Here is a 22,634-nt window from a genome sequence, read left to right as displayed (position 1 = left end):
GAGCCAGGATCAAACTCTCCGTGAATGTCAACCCGTAATCGGGTCACACCACGAGAGCGGAACAGTCAAGCGGAATAAGCCCGACCGTTCACAGCGTCCTCGCTGTGTTTACTACTTCAAAGGAACCTCGTCCTCCCGAACGGGAGAGACGGGGTATCAACAAACTTGGCGTTGATTTTTGGCACGCTGTTGAGTTCTCAAGGAACGGACGCTTCCTTCGTACTCACCCTCTCGGGCTTTCCTCCGGGCTTTCCCTTCGGTCTTGCGTTTCCGACTCTACCAGACCGTTTCCGTATCCGATTCCCTGTCGGCGGGATTGCCTCAAGCTTTCCGGCTTTCGCCCGTCGGCCTTTCGACATTCACTACGTTAGCCGCTTCTCTCGGTAACTCATAATCGAGTTCCGCGGGTTCGCAATTCGGTATGCAGACACGCCGAAATTGCCCCCGCTGAGAGGGAGTTGAAGGTAGTGGGTTGGCCACTTCCGGCTGCAGGCGATCGCCGTACCCGGGTCAAGCGGCTCGGACTACATTACGTACCCCCACAAGGGCTCGTCAAGTTGAGCGGCGACGGGGCGCATGGGCTCGATAAGGACTCACCGTAAGGTCGTTGATGATCCAGAAGCGCCAGGGATGAACGCCCCCGTCGCCGGCCACGCCGGTGCGTGGACCACTGCTCACCTGCTCGGAGCCGACGGGGCTGCCGGTCAGGACCGTGATCGGCGAGGCCCCGGAGGCGCAGGCGTCCGTACCGTCGAGGGCCCTGTCGATGCCCAGGGCCGTGGCCAGCCGGGCCGGGCCTTTGGCCAGTTCCTTGTCGTTTCGGGCTGAAATTCGACGTTTGCGGGCGAGCTCGGCGCCCTCGATGATCTCGCCGGCCCGGAGCAGAACCCCACTCGCCACACCCTCGGGGCCGCACACCAGGTTCATGCAGTGCCACATGCCGTAGGTGAAGTAGACGTACACATGTCCGGGCGGACCGAACATCACGCTGTTGCGGGGTGTGGGGCCGCGATAGGCGTGGGAGCCGGGGTCGTTCGGGCCGTCGTACGCCTCTACCTCTGTGAGGCACAGTTCGATCGGACCGTCCGGGGTGGTGTGTACGAGGACGCGCCCCAGGAGGTCGGGGGCGACCGCCAGTACCGGCCGGTCGAAGAACTCCCTGGGGAGGGGCGTACGGTCAGCGGGCGCGATCATGCCGTCCGAGCGTAGTACAGGTGTGTCTCGGCGAACGGGGTGGCCAGGAAGCGTCCGCCTTGCCAGGGTAAGGACGGAACCGGCCACGGTCGGATCGCGTTTCTAAGGATCAAGGGATCGCAAGGATCGCTGGAGAAGGAGAGACATGGCGTTCAAGAAGCTGCTCGCGAGCCTGGGTGCCGGTGGGGCTTCGGTCGAGACGGTGTTGACAGAGGTCAACGTCGTTCCGGGCGGTGTCGTCCAGGGTGAGGTGCGGATCCAGGGCGGTTCCGTCAACCAGCAGATCGAAGGACTGTCCGTCGGACTCCAGGCCAAGGTCGAGGTGGAGGGCGGCGACCAGGAGTACAAGCAGGACGTCGAGTTCACGAAGGTGCGGCTGGGCGGTGCCTTCGAGGTTCAGGCCGGTGCCGTGCACGTCGTGCCGTTCGGGCTGGAGATCCCGTGGGAGACACCGGTCACGATGATCGACGGTCAGGCGCTGCGCGGGATGAACATCGGGGTGACCACCGAGCTGGCGATCGCGCGTGCCATCGACTCCGGTGACCTGGACCCCATCAACGTGCACCCGTTGCCCGCGCAGAAGGCGATCCTGGACGCCTTCGTCCAGTTGGGCTTCCGTTTCAAGAGCGCGGACCTGGAGCGCGGTCACATTCGCGGTACGCGGCAGAAGCTTCCCTTCTACCAGGAGGTCGAGTTCTTCCCTCCGGCGCAGTACCGGGGCCTGAACCAGGTCGAGTTGACCTTCGTAGCTGACGAGCACTCGATGGACGTCGTGCTGGAGATGGACAAGAAGCCGGGACTGTTCAGCGAGGGCAGCGACACCTTCCGGTCGTTCCAGGTGGGCCAGCACGACTACCAGGGCACAGACTGGGCGGCGTACCTGAACCAGTGGCTGGCCGAGGTCGGCAGCAAGCGCAACTGGTTCTAGTAGCGTCCGACACAGATACGGATCCGGCCCCATCCCACCAGGAGGTACCGAGGTGACCGAGCTCAAGAGGCCGCCGCTGCCGCACGACTTCCATCCTCCCGTGCCGTCGTTCACGGTCACGAGTGAGGATGTCGAGGCGGGTGCGACGCTCAAGGACGCTCAGGTCCATGCATCCGGAAACACCTCGCCGCAGCTGCGGTGGGAGGGGTTCCCGCCGGAGACCAGGAGCTTCGCCGTGACCTGCTACGACCCCGACGCGCCTACGGGCAGCGGGTTCTGGCACTGGGTCGCGTTCGACATCCCGGCCTCGGTGACGGAGTTGCCGGCGGGTGCGGGCAGCGGCAAGTTCGAGGGGCTGCCCGCAGGCGTGGTCCAGGTGCGCAACGACTACGGCACCAAGGACTTCGGCGGTGCGGCGCCGCCGGCCGGGGACGGTCCGCACCGCTATGTGTTCACGGTGTACGCCGTGGATCAGGAGAAACTGGGTCCGGACGCGGACGTGTCGCCCGCGGTCGTCGGTTTCAATCTGCGGTTCCACGCGATCGCGCGTGCCCAACTCGTCGGTGAGTACGAGGTTCCCGCCGAAGACTGACGTTCATTGCACGTTTGCCCGCCTCTGGTCTTGGAAGTGATCAGAGGCGGGCATTTTTATTGCGTTGTCCATCTCGGCGTGCCCGGCCAGAGTTGATCCAAGCCCGCCATGTGGTGGGCCTGTGAGCAGAGGAGGTGGGCTGGATGCGGGACACGCTGGTACTGAACGCGAGCTTCGAGCCACTGTCGACGGTGACGTTGAACCGGGCCGTCGTTCTGGTGCTGCAGGACAAGGCTGTTGTCGAGCAGGCCCACCCCGAGATCCGTATGCGCGGAGCGGCGGTCGACATACCCGCGCCGCGTGTGATCAGGCTCTGCCGCTATGTCCGGGTGCCGTTCCGAAGACAAGCTCCGTGGTCGAGGCGGGGCGTGCTGATCCGGGACCGGCACCGGTGCGCGTACTGCGGTCGTCGGGCGACGACCGTGGACCACGTGGTGCCGCGGGCGCAGGGCGGGCAGGACTCCTGGCTGAACACCGTCGCGTCGTGTGCGGAGGACAACCACCGTAAGGCGGCCCGGACTCCGGAGCAGGCAGGGATGCCGCTGTTGCGGCTGCCGTTCGAGCCTTCGCCTGCGGATGCGATGCTGCTGTCCTTGGGGCAGGGGGAGTTCGACGCGCTGCCGGAGTGGTTGGTGCAGCCCGCGGCGTAGTCGGTGCGGGTGGGACTTTTCTGGGGTCCACTGGTACTTCGCCTGCTGCGGGCTCGTTGTGGCTTGTCGCGCCCACGCGGCGGAGCCGCAAATCGACACAGCCCCGCGCCCCTTTGGGGGGCGCGGGGTTCCTCAAAGCCGTCAGTCTGTGATTGACGGCTTTTCTCGGCGTTCGGTGCCCCCGCCCTGGTTGTCTCCGCCGCCCGAACCGGCGCCGAAGTTGAGGTTGCCCATGGCGCCGGACAGGCCCTTGAGGGCGTCCCCGATTTCGCTGGGGACGATCCAGAGCTTGTTGGCGTCACCCTGGGCGATCTTCGGGAGCATCTGGAGGTACTGGTAGGCGAGGAGCTTCTGGTCCGGGTCACCGGCGTGGATGGCCTCGAAGACCGTACGGACGGCCTGTGCCTCGCCCTCGGCGCGCAGGGCGGCGGCCTTGGCCTCACCCTCGGCGCGCAGGATCGAGGACTGCTTCTCACCTTCCGCCGTGAGGATCTGGGACTGGCGGATACCTTCGGCGGTGAGGATCGCGGCGCGCTTGTCACGGTCGGCGCGCATCTGCTTCTCCATCGAGTCCTGGATGGAGGTCGGCGGCTCGATCGCCTTCAGCTCGACGCGGTTGACGCGGATGCCCCACTTGCCGGTGGCCTCGTCGAGGACTCCGCGCAGGGCCGCGTTGATCTCCTCGCGGGAGGTCAGGGTCCGCTCCAGGTCCATGCCACCGATGATGTTGCGGAGCGTGGTGACGGTGAGCTGCTCGATGGCCTGGATATAGCTCGCGACCTCGTACGTCGCCGCCCGCGCGTCCGTCACCTGGTAGTAGATGACGGTGTCGATGTTGACGACCAGGTTGTCCTGGGTGATCACCGGCTGCGGCGGGAACGGCACGACCTGCTCGCGGAGGTCGATGCGGTTGCGGATGGTGTCGATGAACGGAACGACGATGTTCAGGCCCGCGTTGAGTGTCCGCGTGTAGCGGCCGAACCGTTCCACAATGGCGGCGCTGGCCTGTGGAATGACCTGGATGGTCTTGATCAGGGCGATGAAGACCAACACCACCAGAATGATCAGGACGATGATGATGGGTTCCATCGTGGATCCCCGTATCCCTTCTCCGCCTTGGCGCTTACGGAAAGATCGTATGCCTGTTGAAGATCTTGCTTGTTGAAGATCTTCATCGTGGAGTGTGACAGACCGTCGGCTGCCCCGGGGACGTTCCGTCCACTTACGCGTCGGGCGAGGTCACATGACGATCGCCGTGGCTCCCTCGATCTCGACGACGTCCACCTCCTGGCCTACTTCGTAAGCGAGTTGGGGGTCGAGGGCGCGGGCCGACCAGACCTCTCCGGCGAGCTTGATCCGGCCGTCGGAGCCGTCGACGCGTTCCAGGACGATGGCCTGTTTGCCCTTCAACGCGTCGATTCCGGTGAGGAGTTGGGGCCGGTCGGCGCGGTGCCGGGTCGCGATGGGCCGTACGACGGCGATGAGCGCGGTCGACACGACGGCGAACACGAGTACCTGGACGACGATTCCGCCGCCCAGCCCGGCCGCGCCGGCAGCCGCCAGCGCGCCCACGGCGAGCATGCCCAGTTCCGGCATCGCGGTCACCACGAGCGGGATACCCAGCGCCACCGCGCCGACGAGCCACCACACCCATGCGTCGATGTCGTTCACATCGTCATGGTAGGTCCGCGGACCTGGTCACCGACAGGGCGCCGATCAACTTGGCACAGGCTTCTTCCAGTTGTTCTACAAGGTGGTTCCTGCGAAACGGGGTGTGCCGTCAGGACATCGACAGGCCCTGCGCGGTCCAGCGTTCGCCGACCTGCCCGACGACGAGGGGGAGGCCGAAGCACATCGACAGGTTGCGGGAGGTGAGTTCGAGCTCCAGGGGACCGGCGGCGAGCACCTTGCCCTGACGGATCATCAGGACATGGGTGAAGCCCGGGGCGATCTCCTCGACATGGTGCGTGACCATGATCATGGAGGGTGCGATCGGGTCGCGGGCGAGCCGGCCGAGACGGCGTACGAGGTCCTCGCGACCACCGAGGTCGAGGCCGGCGGCGGGCTCGTCGAGGAGCAGCAGCTCGGGGTCGGTCATCAGGGCGCGGGCGATGAGGGTGCGCTTGCGCTCGCCCTCGGAGAGCGTGCCGAAGCGACGTTCGAGGTAGTCGCTCATGCCGAGGCGGTCGAGGAAGGCGCGGGCGCGCCGTTCGTCGATGTCCTCGTACTCCTCCTGCCAGCCGGCCGTCATGCCGTACGCGGCGGTCAGCACCGTCTGGAGCACGGTCTGGCGCTTGGGCAGCTTGTCGGCCATCGCGATGCCGGCCATGCCGATGCGCGGGCGCAGATCGAAGACGTCGACCTTGCCGAGGGTCTCGCCGAGGATGGTGGCGGTGCCCTGGCTGGGGAAGAGGTAGCTGGACGCGAGGTTCAGGAGGGTTGTCTTCCCGGCGCCGTTCGGGCCGAGGATGACCCAGCGCTCGCCCTCTTTGACCGACCAGGAGACCTGGTCCACCAGAGCCCGGCCCTCGCGGACCACGGATACGTCCTCCAGCTCCAGAACATCGCTCATGAGCGGATTGTCTCCCCTTGCAGTGTCGGCCAGTCTCGCGTGCGCCTGTGGGCGCAGCCCCCCACGAAATCTACGCCACCGGTCGGCCCGTCCCGCCCCTCGGTCGGTCCTTAGGGTGGGGGCATGCTTTCGGAACCACGCTCAGGACGACTGGCCGCATGGGGAAATGCCCTGTTGGCCGGACTTGTTTCGCCGGACGACGCGGTACTGACCATCGTCGGGGAGGACGCGGTGCACCGGGTCGAGGGGCTGCCCGGTGAGTCGGCGCCCGTCGGTCTCACGCTCGCGCTGGGACGGCTGCGGACGCTCGGTGCGTCCGGGCTGCGGATCGCGCTGCCCGCGCCGGGGCATCCGCTCGGGCTGAGCGGGCCCCCCGAGTTCAACGCGCGGGCGCTGGAGGCGGAGGAGGCGGTGATCTGCGAGGGCACCGCGCTGGGGCTGGTACCGGAGGTGTACGAGGCCGGGCCGGCCGGGGACGTGCACATCGAGGTCGTCTGGCACTGCCTGCCGGTACGTGAGGCACCGCCCGCCGACGTGCCGTCCCTGGGCGAGGCCGAGCGGGAGTTGGCGGAGGCGCTGCGGGACGCGACGGCGATGTTGTCGCAGCTGGACGTCGCCGGTTCGGGGCGGGTCGCGGAGGCGGCGGTCGACGCGTACCGGGCGCGGGCGGAGCGGGGGCGCGAGGTGTTGGCGCCGGGGTATCCACCGCGGGCGGTACGGGTGCTGGAGCTGGCGCAGCGGGTGGGGCTGCTGATCTCGGTGGCGTCCGAGAACGGGCCCGGAGGGGCGGTGAGCGCGTCGGAGATCGCGGCGCGGGCGGAGGCGTTGCGGCCGGTGGAGCGGGCGGCTCGGCGGGCGCAGGTCGCGGCGTACAACTCCGTTGTGGAGGAGCGGGGGGTGCGGTGAGGTTTGTTGTGCGGTGCGGGGAGTTGGTGTGGGCGTCTGCTGGGGGCTGCGCCCCCAGACCCCCGCTTCGGCCTGAACGGCCTCGTCCTCAATCGCCGGACGGGCTGGAATGCCGGTCGGCGCTGAAGAGATACCGCCCCGCGCAAGCCAGAAGCCCCGCGAACCAGATGCTCGTTCGCGGGGCTTCTGACGTCGTGATGTCAGTCGTTCACGCCGTTGTTGCCGAAGGCCGGGTTCAGGAGGCCGATGACGTTGACGCTGTCGCCGACCACGTTGACCGGGACGTGCACGGGGACCTGTCCGAGGTTGCCCGACCCCACGCCGGGCGACTTCGCGGTGACACCCTGGGCGCCCGCGTCGGCGACAGCGGCGCCGGCACCCGCGCCCGCAGCGACACCGGCGATGGCTACGGCCACGGCGGCCTTCTTGACGATGTTCATGGGAAACGTCCTCCTGCGGTTGCGTGACGACCCGACCGCGGGTCGTACGCTGCGCAACGCGGGAGGGGTACCTGGCGATACGGATCCCGAAGGCAGAGTGCCCGTTTGGGGCAATCCGCCGCGTCCGACCGGCCTCCCGGGCGTGCCCAGGAGGCCGGAGGTCAGGACCTCAGCACCTCAGTACTTCGGCGGCTCGGTTCCTCAGTGGTTGAGGCCGAGGTTGCCGAAGGCGGGGTTCAGCACGCCGATGACGTTGACGCTGTTGCCCACCACGTTCACCGGGATGTGCACCGGGGCCTGGATGAGGTTGCCCGAGGCTACGCCCGGCGAGCCGACGGCCTGGCCGCCTGCGTGCGAGCCCTCCGTGGCGGAAGCGAAACCGGCACCGGCGGCGACCAGGCTGCCCGCCACCATCGTCACAGCAGCGGCCTTCTTCAGGTTCTTCATGTCTGAGCCCTCCCTTTGCGTTCACCGCGGCAGGTCACCGCGGTACGCACTGGAGAACGCCGGAGATCCACGAAGGATGCGCCATCCGGGGGACATTCCCACGACGGTATGAATCTCAGCCCGGAAGGGAACGTTCCGAGTTGCCGGTCATCCGGTCACACCGTGACGTACCGCCCACAACGCCGCCTGCGTACGGTCCGCCACGTCGAGTTTCATCAGGATGTTCGAGACATGCGTCTTGACCGTCTTCTCGGACAGCACCAGGGCGCGGGCTATCTCCCGGTTCGAGCGGCCGTCCGCGATCAGGGTCAGCACCTCCCGCTCCCGCTCGGTGAGCGAACCGCTTCTCCCCTGGCCCGAGTGCGTCTCCTCCTGGGCCAGCAGCGCGCTCGCGACCTCGGGCTGGAGCAGGACGTGTCCGGCGTGCACGGAGCGGATGGCGCCTGCGAGTGCGTCCGGGTCGATGTCCTTGTAGACGTACCCGGCGGCGCCCGCGCGCAGTGCGGGGACCACCGTGCGCTGCTCGGTGAAGCTCGTGACGATCAGCACGCGCGCGGGGTTGTCGAGTTCGCGGAGTCTGCGCAGCGCTTCGACGCCGTCCATGCCCGGCATCTTGACGTCCATGAGGACGACGTCGGGTTTCAGTTCCTCCGCGCGGTCGACTCCCTCGGCGCCGTCCGACGCCTCGCCCACGACCTCGATGTCGTCCTGCACTTCGAGGAACGTGCGCAGGCCCCGGCGGACCACTTGGTGGTCGTCGACGAGCAGCACCCTGATTGCGTCAGCCACCGGGGACCTCCATCTCGATCGTGGTGCCCTTTCCGGGCGCCGATTCCACGTCCAGCCGGCCGCCGACCCCACTCGCCCGGTCCCGCATCGAGACCAGGCCGAGGTGGCGTCCGGCGCTGCGTACCGCCGTGGGGTCGAAGCCGCTGCCGTCGTCCGTGACGCGCAGGGCGGCGCCCGGGCCGCGCTTCGCGAGGGTCACCTCCACGCGGGCCGCCCCGGAGTGCCGCAGCGCGTTGTGCAGGGCCTCCTGGGCAACCCGCAGCAGGGCCCCCTCCTGAGCGGCAGGCAGGGCGCGGACCCCACGGCTGTCGAACGTCACGCGCGCGGAGTGCGCGCGGTCGAGGACCTGAATGTGGGTGCGGAGCGTGGCGATCAAACCGTCCTCGTCCAGGGCTGTGGGGCGCAGCTCCACGACCGCCGCGCGCAGTTCGTCGGCCGCCTCCGCGGCGAGCGCGGCCACCTGCTGCAGCTCGCCCTTGGCGCGGGCGGGGTCACGGTCCACGAGGGTGGCGGCGGCCTGGGCCGTCAGGCGCAGGGAGAACAGCTTCTGGCTGACCGCGTCGTGCAGTTCGTGGGCGAGGCGGGAGCGTTCCTCGGCGATGGTCAGTTCGCGGCTGCGCTCGTAGAGGCGGGCGTTGGTCAGGGCGATCGCCGCGTGCTGGGCCAGGATGGCGAGGAGGTCCTCGTCGTCCTCGGTGAAACCGCAGCCGCCGGACGGTTTCGGACAGTTCTTGTTGGCGAGGAACAGGGCGCCCAGCACCTCGTCGCCGTCCCGGATGGGCAGGCCGAGGAAATCGGACATGTCGGGGTGGGCGGACGGCCAGCCCTCGAAGCGCGGGTCGTCGCGGACGTCGGCCAGGCGCTCGGGGCGGGCCTCGCGCAGCATCGCGGCGAGGATGCCGTGCTGGCGCGGGAGCGGGCCGATGGCCTTCCACTGGGCGTCGCTGACGCCGTCGACCACGAACTGGGCGAAGCCGCCGTGGTCGTCCGGGACCCCCAGCGCCGCGTACTGCGCGTCGAGCAGCTCTCTGGCGGAGGCGACGATCGTCTTGAGGACGTCGCGCACCTCCAGGTGCCTGCTCATGGCCAGCAGCGCGGCGCTCACCGCGGCCAGGCCGGACCGTGGTCCTTGACTCATGCCCTCACGGTACCGGCGAGGTGTGACAGTGCGTATCCGTCCTGTGGCGGTGCTGCCTGGGCCGAAGGGACTAGGGCGAAGGGCCCCACCGTGATGCGGCCCCCGGACGAGGCGGCCGGGACGCTCCGGTTCCTACGTTGGACGCACAGCCGATCACCGGCAGCCGAGGACGAGGGGACGCATGTCATGCCTGTAGCGATCATCACGGGGGCTTCCAAGGGTCTGGGGCGGGCGCTGGCCACGGCGCTCGCGCAACGCGGATGGGATCTCGTACTGGACGCCAGGACGCCGGAGGTCCTGCACGCCACCGCCGAGGCGCTCACCGCCCACGGAGTACGGGTGGAGGCCCTCCCCGGTGATGTCACGGACGCCGGTCACCGTGCCGGACTGGTGTCGGCGGCGCGGAAGCTGGGCGGCGTCGATCTCCTGGTGAGCAACGCGAGCGCGTTGGGCGCCGAACCCCTCGTACGGCTGGAGGGGCTGTCCCTGGAGGGGCTGCGGCGGGCGTTGGAGGTGAACGTGGTGGCCGCGCTGGGCCTGGTCCAGGTGGCGCTGCCGTGGCTGCGGGAGTCGGCGGCCGGGACGGTGATCGCCGTCAGTTCGGACGCGGCGGCCGAGGCGTACGAGACGTGGGGCGGTTACGGGGCGTCCAAGGCGGCCCTCGATCAGCTGGCGGCGGTGCTCGGGGCGGAGGAGCCCGGGGTGCGGGTCTGGGCGGTCGACCCCGGTGACATGGGGACGGACCTGTACACGGCGGCCGTACCTGACGACGCCGATCCACGTCCGGAGCCCGGAAGTGTCGTGCCCGCCTTTCTGCGGCTGCTGGACGAGCGGCCGGCGAGTGGGCGTTACGCGGCGCCGTCCCTGTTGGAGGGGCGATGACACTGGCCGTACAGGTGCCGGAGGAGTTGTCGGCGCGGGTGCCGGCCGAGCAGCGTGGGCCGGGGATGGACCGGGGCGATGTACGGCTGCTCGTGTCGCGGGGGACCGCGGTGTCGCATCACGGGTTCGCCGAGCTGCCCCGGCAGCTGCGCGCCGGGGATCTGCTCGTCGTCAACACGTCGCCGACGCTGGCCGCCGCCTTGGACGGGTGGATCGGCCACGCGCGCGTGGTGGTGCATTTCTCGACGCGCGGGGACGACGGGCGGTGGGCCGTCGAGCTGCGGGATCCCGACGGAACGGGCACCACACGCGCGCGTGCGGGCACCCCGGGGACGGTCGTGCGGCTGCCCGGGGGTGCGCGGCTGGTCCTGGAGGAGCCGCTGACGGTGCGCGCTTCCCGGCTGTGGTGGGCGCGGGCGACCGGGGAGCTGCTGTCCCTTCTGCGGGAGTACGGGCGGCCCATTCGTTACTCCTATACGGCACGCGATCAGCCGTTGTCCGTCTATCAGACGGTGTTCGCGCTGCCGTCCCGCGACGGGGCGGGCAGCGCGGAGATGCCGAGTGCCGCGCGGCCCTTCACCGCGCGGCTGGTGGCGGAGCTGGTGAGCCGGGGGGTGCGGTTCGCGCCCGTCATTCTGCACACGGGGGTCGCGTCGGCGGAGGCGCACGAGCCGCCGTACCCGGAGCGGTTCGCGGTGCCGGAGACCTCGGCGCGGCTGATCAACGCCGCGCGGGCCGGGGACGGACGGGTCGTGGCGGTCGGTACGACGGCCGTGCGGGCCGTGGAGTCCGCGGCGGGGCCGGACGGCGCGGTCCGGGCGGCCGAGGGGTGGACCGACCTGGTGGTGACGCCCGAGCGCGGGGTGCGGGTCGTGGACGGGCTGCTGACGGGGCTGCACGAGCCCGAGGCGTCGCATCTGCTGATGCTGGAGGCGGTCGCGGGGCGTGCGGCAGTCGACCGGGGGTACGAGGAGGCGCTGCGCGAGCGGTACCTGTGGCACGAGTTCGGGGACGTGCATCTCCTCCTTCCGGCGGAGGCATGAAACAGGCTCCTCACGCTGAGCCTTGCTCTCGCAACTAATGGTGAGACGAGCACTCGGCCGATGTGACCCCGCGCATAGGACCCACATCACTTACTAGGGACTATAGGAGACAAACGTCCACCCAGTGAGCGGGAAAGACGCTCCGGTCTGTCCTGTTTTGCCCTTCCCGGGTCCACTACCCCCCGTAGTACGTCACACCTTTGCCACAGGATTTTGCGGCCGCTAAGAATGGCAGCCGTCGCTCAGCGCCGCGGGTTCCGCCCGCGGCGTTTGTGCCGGAAGCACGCCTGTCCCCCGGGCACCGAGCGACGTCCGCGCTATTCGAAGAGGTCCATCCGCCATGTCCAAGAACACCGCCACTCCTGGTCATAGTCGTATGTCGGCCAGGACCCGCAGGCTCGCGGTCGCCGGTGCCGCCACGCTCGCCTCCGCCGCCCTCGCGTTCACCCTTGTGCCGGGCAGCTCGCAGACCACCTCGGAGGCCGTCTCCGCCGCTCCTGTGGTGTTCGGCCAGGAGCAGGTCAAGGACGTGAAGGCGAGCGTCACCGGCCAGCTGGCCGGTGCGACCGTGAAGGCCGAGGCCGACGCGGCGAAGAAGAAGGCCGCCGACGTGGCTGCCGCGAAGAAGGCGGCGGCAAAGAAGAAGGCCGCGAAGGAGCGCAAGGCGAAGGAGGCCGCGAGCCGGTCCGCCAAGCGCGCCGCACTCAAGAAGGCCACGACGAAGACGTACGGCAACAACCTCGACGGCTGGATCCGCGAGGCCCTCGACATCATGGGGAACAAGGGCATCCCGGGCTCCTACGACGGCCTGTACCGCAACATCATGCGGGAGTCGACGGGCAACCCGAACGCCATCAACGGCTGGGACGTCAACGCCCAGAACGGCACCCCGTCGATCGGTCTGCTCCAGGTCATCCAGCCGACCTTCAACGCGTACCACGTCTCCGGTACGTCGACGAGCATCTACGACCCGGTCGCCAACATCACTGCCGCCGCCAACTACGCGGCCGACAAGTACGGCTCGATCGACAACGTCAACGGCGCGTACTGAGGCCTGCGCGGACCTCTGACTCGTACGTACAGGCGAAAGGGCGGCACCCCACCGGGGTGCCGCCCTTCACCGTCGTACGGCCGTGGTCACTTGCGCATGACCTCGGGCTCGTGGCGCCGCAGGAAGCGGGCCACGAAGAAGCCGCAGACCACGCCGATGGCGATCAGGGCGGCCATGTCGATGCCCCAGGCCATGGCCGTGTGGTCCCAGAGGGGGTCCGTGCTGCCGGGGTCGTCGACGTTCGGGCTGATCTTGTTGAAGTCGAGCGTGGCACCCGCGGCGGCGACCGCCCAGCGGGACGGCATCAGGTACGAGAACTCGTTGACGCCGATGTTGCCGTGCAGGATGAACAGACAGCCCGTGAACACGACCTGGATGATCGCGAACATGACGAGCAGCGGCATGGTCTTCTCCGAGGTCTTCACCAGGGAGGAGATGACCAGCCCGAACATCATCGACGAGAAGCCGAGCGCCATGATCGGAACGGAGAGTTCGAGCAGCACGAACTTGCCGAAGACCAGGCCCTCGTCCGGGATCGTGCGGCTGGCGAAGCCGATGGCGCCGACCATCAGGCCCTGCAGGACCGTGATGAAGCCAAGGACGATCACCTTGGACATCAGATACGCGGAGCGCGACAGGCCGGTCGCGCGCTCCCGTTCGTAGATGACCCGTTCCTTGATCAGCTCGCGGACGGAGTTCGCGGCGCCGGCGAAGCAGGCGCCGACCGCGAGGATGAGGAGAACGGTGGTGGCCGTGCCGTTCGGGATGTTGAGGCCGTTCCTGCCCACCTTGCCGGGCAGCAGGGTCTTGTCCGGGTCGATGAGCAGGCTCACCGCGCCGAGCACCGCGGGCAGGATCACCGTCAGCGCCAGGAATCCCTTGTCGGAGACGATGACCGTCACGTAACGCCGGATCAGGGTCATCAGCTGGGAGCCCCAGCCCTGCGGCTTGGGCGGGCGCATGGCCTGTGCGGCGGGCATGTCCACGGACTGCGGAGCGACGGCGTCGATGTCCGCGGCGTACATCTGGTAGTGCTGCGAGCCCTTCCAGCGTCCCGCCCAGTCGTAGTCGCGGTAGTTCTCGAAGGAGGAGAAGACGTCGGCCCAGGTGTCGTAGCCGAAGAAGTTCAGGGCCTCCTCGGGCGGGCCGAAGTACGCGACCGAGCCGCCCGGCGCCATCACCAGGAGTTTGTCGCAGATCGCCAGTTCCGCCACGGAGTGCGTGACGACGAGGACCGTACGGCCGTCGTCGGCGAGGCCGCGCAGCAGCTGCATGACGTCACGGTCCATGCCCGGGTCGAGGCCGGAGGTCGGCTCGTCCAGGAAGATCAGCGACGGCTTGGTGAGCAGTTCCAGGGCCACCGAGACGCGCTTGCGCTGGCCGCCGGAGAGGGAGGTGACCTTCTTCTCCTTGTGGATGTCGAGCTTCAGCTCGCGCAGCACCTCGCCTATGCGGTGCTCGCGCTCCTCCGTCGTGGTGTCGGCGGGAAATCGCAGCTTGGCCGCGTACTTGAGGGCCTTCTTGACGGTCAGTTCCTTGTGCAGGATGTCGTCCTGCGGGACCAGCCCGATGCGCTGGCGCAGCTCGGCGAACTGCTTGTACAGGTTGCGGTTGTCGTAGAGGACGTCGCCCTGGTTGGCCGGCCGGTAGCCCGTGAGCGCCTTCAGGAGCGTCGACTTGCCGGAACCGGACGGGCCGATGACCGCGACCAGCGACTTCTCGGGGACGCCGAAGGAGACGTCCTTGAGGATCTGCTTGCCGCCGTCCACGGTGACCGTCAGATGGCGGGCCGAGAAGGAGATCTCGCCGGTGTCGACGAACTCCTCAAGGTGATCGCCGACCAGGCGGAACGTGGAGTGGCCGACGCCGACGATGTCGTTCGGGCCGAGCAGCGCGGTGCCGCCCTTGGCGATCGGCATGCCGTTGACGTACGTACCGTTGTGCGAGCCCAGGTCGCGGATCTCGAAGCGGCCGTCGGGCGTCGCGTGGAACTCCGCGTGGTTGCGGGAGACCTGGAGGTCGGAGACGACCAGCTCGTTCTCCAGGGCGCGGCCGATGCGCATCACCCGGCCGAGGTGCAGCTGGTGGAAGGTGGTCGGGCTGCGGTCGCCGTACACCGGCGGCACCCCCGGGCCGGGGCCCTGCTGCTGCGGGACCGCGGCGGACTGCTGCTGCGGCCAGCTCTGTTCCGGCGCCTCATGCTGGGGCGGCTGCGCCCAGCCGGGGCTCGCGCCCTGGGCCGCGAACGGCTGCTGCTGAGGCTGCGCCACCTGCGGCGTCGCGACCGAGGCGGCGCTGCTGGAGAGGTTCAGACGCGGGCCGTCGGTCGCGTTGCCGAGATGGACGGCCGAGCCCGGCCCGATCTCCATCTGGTGGATGCGCTGCCCCTGCACAAAAGTGCCGTTGGTGCTGCCGTGGTCCTCGATGACCCAGCTCCGGCCGCCCCAGCTGATCGTGGCGTGCCGCCAGGAGACCCTGGCGTCATCGAGCACGACGTCCCCCTGCGGATCACGCCCGAGGGTGTATGGCCTGGACGAATCGAGCGTCCAGGTCCGTTCGTTCAATTCCAGTACGAGTTCCGGCACTCCGCGCCCCACTGAGTTGTCCCCCGATATTTGCCCCAACACGGGGAGTCTAGGGATGTCGAACATCGGGGGGAACTATTTCAGGCTCAGCCCCCTGACCGAAAGTCGGGCCTTGCGGACGGGGCGTGGAAGCGGACGGCCACGCGCCGTTGACGGGGTGGAAACCGGCCCGGAGAGTGGTAATCCCACGCGAGGGGGACACGCGGGGTGGACCGCCGCCGCGCGGATCGGGGGCTGACGATGGGCATCGAAACCGCCGGGCAGGGCGGGAGGCTGCCGTGGGGAGACGTACTGCTCTCCGCGATCGCCTCTGTGAGCTGGGCGTTGATCGGAATGGCGGGCACCGCGGCGCTCGGTCTGCATCTGCTGGAGGCGGATGCCACGGCCTCGCTCGGGCCGATGACCGCGGCTGTTGTGGCACTTGGGGCGGGTGGTTCGGTCACGCCGTCCGGTGACGTGTCGGCCTTCGGCCTGAAAGGGGCCCAGGCGGCGACCGCCGTCGAGATCGCGCCACTGGGCGTCGGCCTGGTGGGCGCGGTGCTCCTGTCGTGGTTCTTCCTACGGTCCCTGCGCGGGGCGGGAGCGGTGATCTCGCCCTCCGAACTTCTCACGCGCGCGGGGGCGGTGATCGCCCTCTTCGTGGCCACCCTGGGCGGGCTGGCCTGGGCGGGGCACGACCTCATCACCATCGACGGGGCCGGTCTGGGCCTCGACAGCCTGCCGGGCACGGACGGCGGAGGGGGCGGGGGGATCGACGTCCCCGGGCTCGGTGACATCAGCGGTCTGCTGCCCGACCAGGTCGGCGACCTGATCGACGCGAAGGCGGCGGTCGGCTTCACCGTCGACACGCTCCCCACTCTGCTCGGGGGCCTGGTCTGGGCGACCGGAGTCCTGGCGATCGCCCTCCTGGCATCCCGCCGCACTCCCCTGCCGCGCGGCTGGGAAGCGGTCCACCGCGTCGTACGGCCGGCGGTGTCCGCCCTGGTCACGGTGGCTCTGGTGGCGGTGGCGGCGGGGTTTGCGGCAGCCGCCTACGCGGCGATCGGCGACGCCCATCCCAAGCGCATCGCGGGCGCGGCGCTGCTCGGCGCCCCCAACGGGGTCTGGCTGGGGATCACGATCGGCCTGTTCGTCCCGTTCGACGGCAGTGCGTCCGGGGTTCTGGTGAACGTCCTCCCGGACCCCCTTGACCGGCTCCTCAGCTCGGCGGACGACCAGTCGGTCAGCCTCGGCAAACTGGCCGAGCTGGACAGCCGGGTGTGGCTGCTGGGGGTCGCGGCGGCCCTGATGATGCTGCTCGCGGGCATCCTCGCGGCGGCACGGACACCGTTGGCGCGGGGTGTCGGCCCGGACGACGTCGACGGGCGGGTGCCTCTCGCCGTACGGGATCCGGGTGCCCTGCGTTTCGCCGGCCGCTGCGCGTTGCGGCTGGGGGTGGTCACCGCGGTGGCACTGCCGCTGTTCGCCTGGCTGGCGGAGGTGTCCGTGGACGCCTCGATCTCGGTCCTGGGCTTCGACGCGTTCGGCGCCGGAATCGAACTGCACGGGCAACTGATCGCGGCCCTGCTGCTGGGCGCGGTGTGGGGCGCGGCTGCGGGAGCCGCCGGCGCGCTGCTGGCGTACGTGAGCGGGGCGGCCGGGTGGCGGGCGGTGCCATTGGCACTGGGTGACGCGTGGGCGGGGACGGGTGGGACACCGGCGGCTGCGCACACGACCGGGGTGACGGGTGCGGCGGCCGAAGAGGCGCGGTACGGCGTTCACCCTGAGCAGGCCGACGGCCCCGGTCCGAATTCCGGCCCCTACGCGCCCAGTTCGTCGTACCGGCCGCCCAACCGCGACACCAATCCGTATCTACGGCTGCCCGAGGAGCTTGTGGAACCCGAGGACGCGCGGCCGGCCGGGACGGGGCAGCCCTACGGGGGCGGCCGGGCACCGGGCGCCCCGCGTACGGAGGCGCGGTCGCCCGACAGGAGCGGTGCGCCCGGGCGGACCGGCTCCGGCGAGAGGAGCGGACCGGGCACGGGCCGCAGTGCGGGCGAGCAGCAGGGCTCGGGTGAGGTGGGTGGCCCGGGTGAGGGAGAGCAGCCGCCCGAGAACTTGTACGGCCTTCCCACCATGGCCAGGCCGCTCTCCCCACCGCCGCGACGGCCCGGACGGTCCGGATGGCCCAGGGGCGGCTCGTCGGAGTCCATGCCGGAGAAACGGACCCCTCCCCCGCCTCCCCCACCACCGCCACCGCCGCCCCCACCGCCACGCGCCCCCAAGGGACGGCGCTGACCTGCCCGTAAGATCTTCGCCACCCCCGCGAAACGTACTGTTCCCCGTCCGTCAGGCGGACCGCGTGCGCGGTAGGCACTGGGTGCCGGATACGGTGGAAACACCATGAACGCTACGCAGACCGCTGACGTACCCACTCTTCTCGTCAAAATCTTCGGCAAGGACAGGCCGGGCATCACCGCCGGTCTGTTCGACACGCTTGCCGCCTACTCCGTGGACGTCGTCGACATCGAGCAGGTCGTCACGCGTGGCCGCATGGTGCTGTGCGCGCTCGTGACACAGCCGCCTGCCGGCATCGAAGGCGATCTGCGGTCCACCGTCCACAGCTGGGCGGAGTCCATGAAGATGCAGGCGGAGATCATCTCCGGGCTGGGTGACAACCGGCCGCGCGGGCTCGGGCGTTCCGTCGTCACCGTGCTCGGGCATCCGCTGACCGCTAAGTCGACCGCCGCGATCGCCGCGCGGATCACCAGGACCGGCGGCAACATCGACCGTATCTTCCGGCTCGCCAAGTACCCCGTGACGGCGGTCGAGTTCGCCGTCTCCGGAGTCGCGACCGAGCTGCTGCGCACCGCCCTGGTCACCGACGCGGCGGCACTCGGTGTCGATGTCGCGGTCGTCGCGGCGGGGCTGCACCGGCGGGCTCAGCGTCTGGTCGTCATGGATGTGGACTCGACGCTCATCCAGGACGAGGTGATCGAGCTCTTCGCCGCGCACGCTGGATGCGAGGACGAGGTCGCCAAGGTGACCGCCGCCGCGATGCGCGGGGAACTGGACTTCGAGCAGTCGCTGCACGCGCGGGTGGCGCTGCTCAAGGGGCTCGACGCGTCGGTGGTGGACAAGGTACGCAGCGAGGTCCGGCTCACGCCGGGGGCGCGCACCCTGATCCGTACGCTGAAGCGGCTCGGCTTCGAAGTCGGTGTCGTCTCGGGTGGGTTCACCCAGGTCACCGATGATCTGAAGGAACGGCTCGGGCTGGACTTCGCCCAGGCCAACACCTTGGAGATCGTCGACGGGAAGCTGACGGGCAGGGTCGTCGGCGAGATCGTGGACCGGGCGGGCAAGGCCCGGCTCCTGCGGCGGTTCGCGGCGGAGGCCGGGGTGCCGCTGGATCAGACCGTGGCGATCGGTGACGGGGCGAACGACCTGGACATGCTGAACGCGGCGGGACTCGGCGTCGCCTTCAACGCCAAGCCGGTCGTGCGGGAGGCCGCGCACACGGCGGTGAACTTCCCCTTCCTGGACACCGTGCTGTATCTGCTGGGGGTCACTCGGGAAGAGGTCGAGGCGGCGGATACGCAGGAGTAGCCGCTGGGAGTTTCGGGGGGCGGCAACTCCTCGGTAGGGCTTGTGATTCATCGTCGGCGGCAGGCGGCACAGGCTGTGCCGCCTGCCGCCGACGGGACCTACTCCGTCGGTGCCCAGAAGTCGAGCAGCGTCGCCGTCCCTGGCTCCAGGCCCTTCCAGGAGCCCGTGAAGGACAGGGTCGCGAAGGCCGCCGCCGGGAAGCCTCGGTTGGTCAGCCTGGTGCGGGGGTCGCTCTCGGACTCGCCGGCGAGGATGTCGGTGAGTGCCTGTACTCCTGGGTTGTGGCCGATCAGGACCACGTTCTGGGTGTCGTCCGGGGTTTCGTTGAGCAGGGCGATGAGCTCGCCGGGTGAGGCGTCGTAGATCCGCTCCTCGTAGACGGTCTTCGGCCGTTGCGGGAACTCCTGGACGGCGAGTTTCCAGGTCTCGCGGGTCCGGGCGGCGGTGGAGCAGAGAGCCAGGTCGAACGGGATGCCGGTGTCTGCCAGCCTGCGCCCGGCGACAGCGGCGTCCTTGCGGCCCCGGTCGGCGAGTGGCCGCTCGTGGTCGGCGACCTGGGGCCAGTCTGCTTTCGCGTGCCGGAAGAGGACGATTCTGCGGGGTTCTGCGACGCTCATGGCACCCAGCTTCGCATGAAATACGCCATGGGGCGCAGGGAGTTGACGGGCGGCTCCGCAGGTGGGAATGAGGTATTTACGGCGCTCAGCGCGTCACCAGGTCCCGTGCCCGCTCAAGGAAGTGAGCGATGGCCGGGTCGCCCGTCGCAGCCTGTGCGTCGGTCGGGTTCAGCATCAGTACGAGCAGCGCGACGAACGCCAGCGTCGGCAGTGCCAGGGCCCACCACGGCAGCCGTATGTCGACTCCACGCGTGGTCGCCGCAAGGGGCCGGGAGTGCGTGCGGGCCGACATGATGCCTCCGTGGGTCTTCGAGCCGTCGGTGGCCGGCATCTCGCGGCCACACCTCGAAGTTACGGAACCCTCGGCCCTCAACCCATCCGGAGATCCACCCACTTGACCCTGAGACTCGCCCCCTAGGGGATGGTGGGGATATCCCCACCACCGGTTCTCACGGTGAGGCGATCGTCGCGATGACGGCGATGATCACGAAGATGGCGAAGAACGAGCCGAAGACGAGCAGCATCTTCTTCTGGCCGTTCTGGGGGTTCGGGTCGAGCACTGGCATGCCGCCAGTCTCGCACCAGTCCCGCCCGCCCGTACTCCCGGGGTGTCCGCGCCTGACGGGGCGGGTCAGCGGGCCGCCGCCTCGTCCTCCACGGTGCGATCACGTCCCGCCAGTACGCCCACGGCCATCTGCGGCAGCAGTAGGCCGGCCATCAGCGCGAGCGGCAGTCCCCAGCCGCCGCTGTGCTGGTAGAGAACGCCGACGACGAGCGGCCCGGGGATGGAGATCAGGTAGCCGGCGCTCTGGGCGAAGGCCGACAGCTGGGCGACGCCCGCGCCCGTCCTGGCCCGCATCCCGACCATCGTGAGGGCCAGCGGAAAGGCGCAGTTGGCGATGCCGAGCAGTACGGCCCAGGCCCAGGCGCCGCCGGCCGGCGCGATGTACAGGCCCGCGTATCCGAGAAGTCCGCAGCAGCCGAGTACGACCACGATGGGCCCCTGGCGGGGCAGGCGGGTGGCGACGCGCGGGATGACGAAGGCGAGCGGCACCCCCATCGCCATGGTCACGGCCAGCAGCAGCCCGGCGGTGGCGGCCGGGACGCCCGCGTCCCGGAAGATCTGCGCCATCCAGCCCATGGTGACGTAGGCGGCGGTGGCCTGGAGCCCGAAGAACACGGCGAGCGCCCAGGCGGTACGGCTCCGAGTGATGCGCAGTGCCCCGGCCCTCTCTCCCTCCCCCTCCCCCGTGGCGGACGTCCCGCGCGCGGAGGACGCCTCCCCCTTCGACCCGCCCGCGCCCCGTTCCCGTGCCAGCGGGATCCAGGGCACCACGGCCGCCGCCGCGAGAATCCCCCAGACGGTCAGTCCCGACCGCCAACTCCCGCCCAGCGCTTCGGTCATGGGCACGGTGATCGCCGCCGCGGCGGCGGTGCCGAGGGCCAGGGCCATCGAGTACAGGCCCGTCATGGAACCGACCCGGTCGGGGAACCAGCGCTTGACGACGACCGGCATCAGGACGTTGCTGACCGCGATGCCCATGAGCGCGAGCGCGCTGGCGGCCAGGAAACCGGCCGCGGTGCCCGTCCAGGGGCGGATCGCCAAGCCGGCGGCGATGGCGGCCATGCCCGCGCAGACGACCGCGCCGACGCCGAAGCGGCGGGCGAGGCCCGGTGCCATGACACCGAAGAGGGCGAAGCAGAACGGGGGTACGGAGGTGAGCACCCCGGCCGCGGTGCCGCTCATGCCGAGTCCGTCGCGCACCTCCTCGAGGAGGGCGCCGAGGCTGGTGATGGCGGGCCGGAGGTTGAGGGCGGACAGCACGATGCCGACGACGACCAGCCGCGTGACCCACGCGCGCGTGGCCGGCCTCCCGTTCGCGTTCTCGTTCTCCGGCTCGGTCGAGCCGCGTATGGACATGGCCGTGGACGTCGTCGTCCGGGTTTCCTTGCTCACCATGACAGCCAGCATAGAATCATAGGATGATTGGTTGTACTCCCCCGTGCGAAGATGTGCCATGCCGCCGCTGAGTCACCCCCGTCGATCGGCCCTGTCCGAGCAGGTCATCGCCGCACTGCGGAACCAGATCACCTCGGGCGAGTGGCCCGTCGGCTCGCGCATCCCGACCGAGCCCGAGCTGGTCGCGCAGCTCGGAGTGGCCCGGAACACGGTCCGCGAGGCGGTCCGGGCCCTCGCGCACAACGGGCTGCTGGACATCCGTCAGGGCTCGGGAACATACGTCGCGGCGACCAGTGAGCTGGCCGGTGTGATGCACCGCCGGTTCGCCGACGCGGACCCCCGGCACATCGCCGAGCTGCGGTCCACGCTGGAGTCGGGCGCGGCCGAGCTGGCGGCCCTGCGGCGCACCGAACGCGACCTCAGGCAGCTGGACGCGCTTCTGGGGCGCCGGGAGGAGGCCTGGGTGTCCGGCGACGCGGAGGCGTTCGTGACGGCCGACGCGAGCCTGCACATGGCGGTGGTGGCCGCGTCCCACAACGACGTGATGACGGCGATGTACGCGGATCTGGGTGAGGTGCTGCGGGACTGGCTGCGCGACGACGTGGGCGGGAAGCTGACTCCCCGGTCGTACGTGGACCACGCCCCGCTCGTCGAAGCGATCCGCGCGGGCGACGCGGCGGCTGCCGCCAGGGAGGCGGCGGGTTATCCGTTCGTGTGCCGGCTCAGGGCGTCCGCTTCTGGTGGCTGACCCACACGGAGCGGACCTCCTTCCAGCAGCGGCCTGTGAGCCGTACCGTCTGCGCGGGCCCGGCCTCGACCGACGAGCCGTCGCTGTCGAGGTCCCACCAGCGGTCGCACTCGATGTGCAGACGTACGCGGTCGGAGTCCACGTAGGGGTTGTGGCAGTACGCGGTCACCTTGGAGCCGGTGACCCGGGTGTGGCAGGTGGAGCCGAAGGGCTCGGGCCGCTCCTGTTGTCGTCCCTCCACGCGTGCGTGCGGAACGGCTTCGTACGGAAGGCCGGCTATGAGAGCGGCGGCGACGAGCAGCGGGGCGAAGCTGCGGGACAGGCGCACAAGGGGGAACCTCCTCGGCCGTGCTGGGGAGGGAACGCGAGGTGAACGCGTAATCCAGAGTGCCCAGTTACCTCTCTCCCCCGCCCGGCCGGATGAGCCGAACGGGTGACGGCGCACCGGCACACCGAAGGCCCGCGCCGGAACGGAACGCGGGCCCTCGGAATGTCGGCCGAGCCTGT

At 69.7% G+C, this 22,634-nt stretch carries 24 protein-coding genes; 10 read left to right on the top strand and 14 right to left on the bottom strand.

Annotation, left to right across the window (positions count from 1 at the left end; genetic code table 11):
* Window positions 1–552: 552 nt before the first annotated feature.
* Entirely contained in the window at window positions 553–1,194 is a 642-nt protein-coding gene (locus G3I71_RS21175) for a DNA-3-methyladenine glycosylase (protein WP_164316391.1), read from the bottom strand.
* A 145-nt stretch (window positions 1,195–1,339) separates the two neighbouring features.
* On the opposite strand from G3I71_RS21175, the gene G3I71_RS21170 reads away from it, so the two are divergent.
* The 3 genes from G3I71_RS21170 to G3I71_RS21160 all read left to right on the top strand — a co-directional run bounded on the left by G3I71_RS21170 (window position 1,340) and on the right by G3I71_RS21160 (window position 3,364).
* Window positions 1,340–2,122 carry a sporulation protein gene (locus G3I71_RS21170; RefSeq protein ID WP_164316390.1) on the top strand — a complete coding sequence of 261 codons (783 nt, stop codon included), beginning with the start codon at window positions 1,340–1,342 and terminating at the stop codon, window positions 2,120–2,122.
* A 52-nt stretch (window positions 2,123–2,174) separates the two neighbouring features.
* Window positions 2,175–2,714: a YbhB/YbcL family Raf kinase inhibitor-like protein gene (locus G3I71_RS21165; RefSeq protein WP_164316389.1), complete on the top strand. Its 540-nt coding sequence runs from the start codon at window positions 2,175–2,177 to the stop codon at window positions 2,712–2,714.
* Window positions 2,715–2,857: 143 nt separating this feature from the next.
* Window positions 2,858–3,364: an HNH endonuclease gene (locus tag G3I71_RS21160; protein ID WP_164316388.1), complete on the top strand. Its 507-nt coding sequence runs from the start codon at window positions 2,858–2,860 to the stop codon at window positions 3,362–3,364.
* A gap of 141 nt (window positions 3,365–3,505) precedes the next feature.
* On the opposite strand, the gene G3I71_RS21155 is transcribed toward G3I71_RS21160, so the two are convergent.
* The 3 genes from G3I71_RS21155 to G3I71_RS21145 form a co-directional block, all read right to left on the bottom strand.
* Window positions 3,506–4,453, bottom strand: coding sequence for an SPFH domain-containing protein (locus tag G3I71_RS21155; RefSeq protein WP_164316387.1), 948 nt, complete (start codon window positions 4,451–4,453; stop codon window positions 3,506–3,508).
* A 150-nt stretch (window positions 4,454–4,603) separates the two neighbouring features.
* Complete coding sequence (locus G3I71_RS21150; RefSeq protein WP_164316386.1) at window positions 4,604–5,035, bottom strand: NfeD family protein; 432 nt, start codon at window positions 5,033–5,035, stop codon at window positions 4,604–4,606.
* 109 nt (window positions 5,036–5,144) lie between these two features.
* The gene (locus G3I71_RS21145) at window positions 5,145–5,936 is read right to left on the bottom strand and encodes an ABC transporter ATP-binding protein (protein WP_164316385.1); all 792 of its coding nucleotides are present in this window, start codon (window positions 5,934–5,936) and stop codon (window positions 5,145–5,147) included.
* A gap of 123 nt (window positions 5,937–6,059) precedes the next feature.
* Between G3I71_RS21145 and G3I71_RS21140 the strand changes: the two genes are divergently transcribed.
* Window positions 6,060–6,842 carry a hypothetical protein gene (locus tag G3I71_RS21140; RefSeq protein ID WP_164316384.1) on the top strand — a complete coding sequence of 261 codons (783 nt, stop codon included), beginning with the start codon at window positions 6,060–6,062 and terminating at the stop codon, window positions 6,840–6,842.
* 200 nt (window positions 6,843–7,042) lie between these two features.
* On the opposite strand, the gene G3I71_RS21135 is transcribed toward G3I71_RS21140, so the two are convergent.
* From G3I71_RS21135 to G3I71_RS21120, 4 genes are all read right to left on the bottom strand, one after another.
* Complete coding sequence (locus G3I71_RS21135) at window positions 7,043–7,282, bottom strand: chaplin (protein ID WP_164316383.1); 240 nt, start codon at window positions 7,280–7,282, stop codon at window positions 7,043–7,045.
* 201 nt (window positions 7,283–7,483) lie between these two features.
* Window positions 7,484–7,729 carry a chaplin ChpE gene (chpE, locus tag G3I71_RS21130; protein WP_164316382.1) on the bottom strand — a complete coding sequence of 82 codons (246 nt, stop codon included), beginning with the start codon at window positions 7,727–7,729 and terminating at the stop codon, window positions 7,484–7,486.
* A 147-nt stretch (window positions 7,730–7,876) separates the two neighbouring features.
* Window positions 7,877–8,518 carry a response regulator transcription factor gene (locus G3I71_RS21125; RefSeq protein WP_164316381.1) on the bottom strand — a complete coding sequence of 214 codons (642 nt, stop codon included), beginning with the start codon at window positions 8,516–8,518 and terminating at the stop codon, window positions 7,877–7,879.
* A complete protein-coding gene (locus G3I71_RS21120; RefSeq protein WP_164316380.1) occupies window positions 8,511–9,656 on the bottom strand; it encodes a GAF domain-containing sensor histidine kinase in 1,146 nt (381 codons plus the stop codon). Before G3I71_RS21120 ends, G3I71_RS21125 begins: the two co-directional genes overlap by 8 nt.
* A gap of 186 nt (window positions 9,657–9,842) precedes the next feature.
* Here G3I71_RS21120 and G3I71_RS21115 point away from each other — a divergent pair, with 186 nt between their 5' ends.
* The 3 genes from G3I71_RS21115 (at window position 9,843) to G3I71_RS21105 (ending at window position 12,632) form a co-directional block, all read left to right on the top strand.
* Window positions 9,843–10,538 (top strand): SDR family oxidoreductase, encoded by a 696-nt coding sequence (locus G3I71_RS21115; protein ID WP_164316379.1) that lies wholly within the window; start codon window positions 9,843–9,845, stop codon window positions 10,536–10,538.
* Window positions 10,535–11,581 (top strand): S-adenosylmethionine:tRNA ribosyltransferase-isomerase, encoded by a 1,047-nt coding sequence (locus G3I71_RS21110; protein WP_164316378.1) that lies wholly within the window; start codon window positions 10,535–10,537, stop codon window positions 11,579–11,581. The genes G3I71_RS21115 and G3I71_RS21110 overlap by 4 nt, the downstream gene beginning before the upstream one ends.
* A 340-nt stretch (window positions 11,582–11,921) precedes the next feature.
* Entirely contained in the window at window positions 11,922–12,632 is a 711-nt protein-coding gene (locus G3I71_RS21105; RefSeq protein ID WP_164316377.1) for a transglycosylase SLT domain-containing protein, read from the top strand.
* Window positions 12,633–12,718: 86 nt separating this feature from the next.
* Here G3I71_RS21105 and G3I71_RS21100 read toward each other — a convergent pair whose 3' ends face one another.
* The gene (locus G3I71_RS21100; RefSeq protein WP_343243019.1) at window positions 12,719–15,217 is read right to left on the bottom strand and encodes an FHA domain-containing protein; all 2,499 of its coding nucleotides are present in this window, start codon (window positions 15,215–15,217) and stop codon (window positions 12,719–12,721) included.
* Window positions 15,218–15,457: 240 nt separating this feature from the next.
* Here G3I71_RS21100 and G3I71_RS21095 point away from each other — a divergent pair, with 240 nt between their 5' ends.
* Entirely contained in the window at window positions 15,458–17,494 is a 2,037-nt protein-coding gene (locus G3I71_RS21095) for a streptophobe family protein (RefSeq protein WP_164316375.1), read from the top strand.
* A gap of 105 nt (window positions 17,495–17,599) precedes the next feature.
* Window positions 17,600–18,802, top strand: coding sequence for a phosphoserine phosphatase SerB (gene serB, locus G3I71_RS21090; protein ID WP_164316374.1), 1,203 nt, complete (start codon window positions 17,600–17,602; stop codon window positions 18,800–18,802).
* Between the two features lie 98 nt (window positions 18,803–18,900).
* Here the strand turns inward: serB and G3I71_RS21085 are convergent, their stop codons facing one another.
* The 4 genes from G3I71_RS21085 to G3I71_RS21075 all read right to left on the bottom strand — a co-directional run bounded on the left by G3I71_RS21085 (window position 18,901) and on the right by G3I71_RS21075 (window position 21,391).
* Complete coding sequence (locus tag G3I71_RS21085; protein ID WP_164316373.1) at window positions 18,901–19,419, bottom strand: histidine phosphatase family protein; 519 nt, start codon at window positions 19,417–19,419, stop codon at window positions 18,901–18,903.
* A gap of 85 nt (window positions 19,420–19,504) precedes the next feature.
* The gene (locus tag G3I71_RS21080) at window positions 19,505–19,711 is read right to left on the bottom strand and encodes a hypothetical protein (protein WP_164316406.1); all 207 of its coding nucleotides are present in this window, start codon (window positions 19,709–19,711) and stop codon (window positions 19,505–19,507) included.
* Window positions 19,712–19,868: 157 nt separating this feature from the next.
* Window positions 19,869–19,985 (bottom strand): SGM_5486 family transporter-associated protein, encoded by a 117-nt coding sequence (locus G3I71_RS52290; protein ID WP_105974872.1) that lies wholly within the window; start codon window positions 19,983–19,985, stop codon window positions 19,869–19,871.
* Between the two features lie 65 nt (window positions 19,986–20,050).
* Window positions 20,051–21,391 (bottom strand): MFS transporter, encoded by a 1,341-nt coding sequence (locus tag G3I71_RS21075; RefSeq protein WP_164316372.1) that lies wholly within the window; start codon window positions 21,389–21,391, stop codon window positions 20,051–20,053.
* A 46-nt stretch (window positions 21,392–21,437) separates the two neighbouring features.
* Here G3I71_RS21075 and G3I71_RS21070 point away from each other — a divergent pair, with 46 nt between their 5' ends.
* Complete coding sequence (locus G3I71_RS21070; protein WP_164316371.1) at window positions 21,438–22,127, top strand: FadR/GntR family transcriptional regulator; 690 nt, start codon at window positions 21,438–21,440, stop codon at window positions 22,125–22,127.
* Here G3I71_RS21070 and G3I71_RS21065 read toward each other — a convergent pair.
* The gene (locus tag G3I71_RS21065; protein ID WP_164316370.1) at window positions 22,102–22,455 is read right to left on the bottom strand and encodes a hypothetical protein; all 354 of its coding nucleotides are present in this window, start codon (window positions 22,453–22,455) and stop codon (window positions 22,102–22,104) included. The two genes, G3I71_RS21070 and G3I71_RS21065, sit on opposite strands and share 26 nt — an antisense overlap.
* Window positions 22,456–22,634: the final 179 nt, after the last annotated feature.

It is taken from the genome of Streptomyces sp. SID12501, from assembly GCF_010550245.1.
Taxonomy (GTDB): Bacteria; Actinomycetota; Actinomycetes; order Streptomycetales; family Streptomycetaceae; genus Streptomyces.
This window is presented reverse-complemented; position numbering and strand designations above follow the sequence as displayed.